At 38.4% G+C, this 1,075-nt stretch carries 1 pseudogene; it reads right to left on the bottom strand.

Annotated features, from left to right (window positions below):
* Window positions 1-1,075: pseudogene (locus tag AB5935_RS27790) on the bottom strand (SusC/RagA family TonB-linked outer membrane protein); the annotation flags it as partial.

The following is a 1,075-nucleotide window of genomic DNA, read 5'->3' as shown; positions in this document are numbered from 1 at the left end:
AATATACCCTTTAAATATGGATAATTCTTTGGGACCCAGGTTATATCCCAATGTGATGTTTCTCACACGCACATAAGAGGCATTTTCTCTTGTATAATCAAAGCCCAGATTTTCGGGTAAAGCCACTGATTTACTGATTGCGATACCCGGGAAATGTCCGTTCATGTTTGTCTGGGTATTCCAGATGTTATAAGAATAGATACCAACATTGTGCGCATCCACTCCTCTGGAGAGATTTCCGGCATCTGCACTATAACTATATGCGTCATTCCATTTCTTTACACCTAATTGTCCGTACATAAATATATCCAGATCAAAGTTTTTCCATGTAAATGTATTGCCAAAACCAAAATATAATTTAGGAAGCATGTTATCCATGTAAGAGTCATTCACGTCAATAATTCCATCACCGTTTTTATCTTCGACAATAGGATAACCCGGCATACAGGCGGCAGGTCCCAATGAACGTTGCGATTCGGGCATATTACTCTTATCCACATCGATAATATCGGTCGTTTTATAATAATAGAATGCATTCATCGGTTCATTTTTCCTTTTCTGATATTTCTGATAATCATAGTTAGGCATACGTTCTATCCATACTGCGTTATAATGGGACATCGTAATTTGAGAGGTCCATTTAAAATCATGTGTCTGGAGATTCAATGAGTTCAGACTTACATCTACTCCGGTACGTTTATAATGCCCTCCATTAATTGGACGTGTTCCGTGCATTCCCAATAATTCTGTCGGCGCTGTTCCCAACAAATGGGTTACGTCGTTACGGAATACATCTACACTACCCCAGATTCGATCTCTAAAAATAGAAAAATCCAATCCGATATTTTTCATGACTGTCTTTTGCCAGGTGACATCTTCATAGTTAGCGCCGGACAATATGTAGGGAATGTAAGTTACCGAATTATTATTGAATTGAACATCCTCGCGGGTTGTCGTTACAATACCGTATAGTGTTGTACCCAGGTTATCGCTACCTGTTTCACCGTAACTGGCTCTTAATTTCAACATATTAATCCAGGAGATATTCTTTATAAATGATTCTTCGTTCATCTTC

Origin of the sequence: Phocaeicola sp. RTP21198st1_B8_RTP21198_201120 (genome assembly GCF_040929485.1) — a bacterium.
Lineage (GTDB): Bacteria > Bacteroidota > Bacteroidia > Bacteroidales > Bacteroidaceae > Phocaeicola > Phocaeicola dorei.
This window is presented reverse-complemented; position numbering and strand designations above follow the sequence as displayed.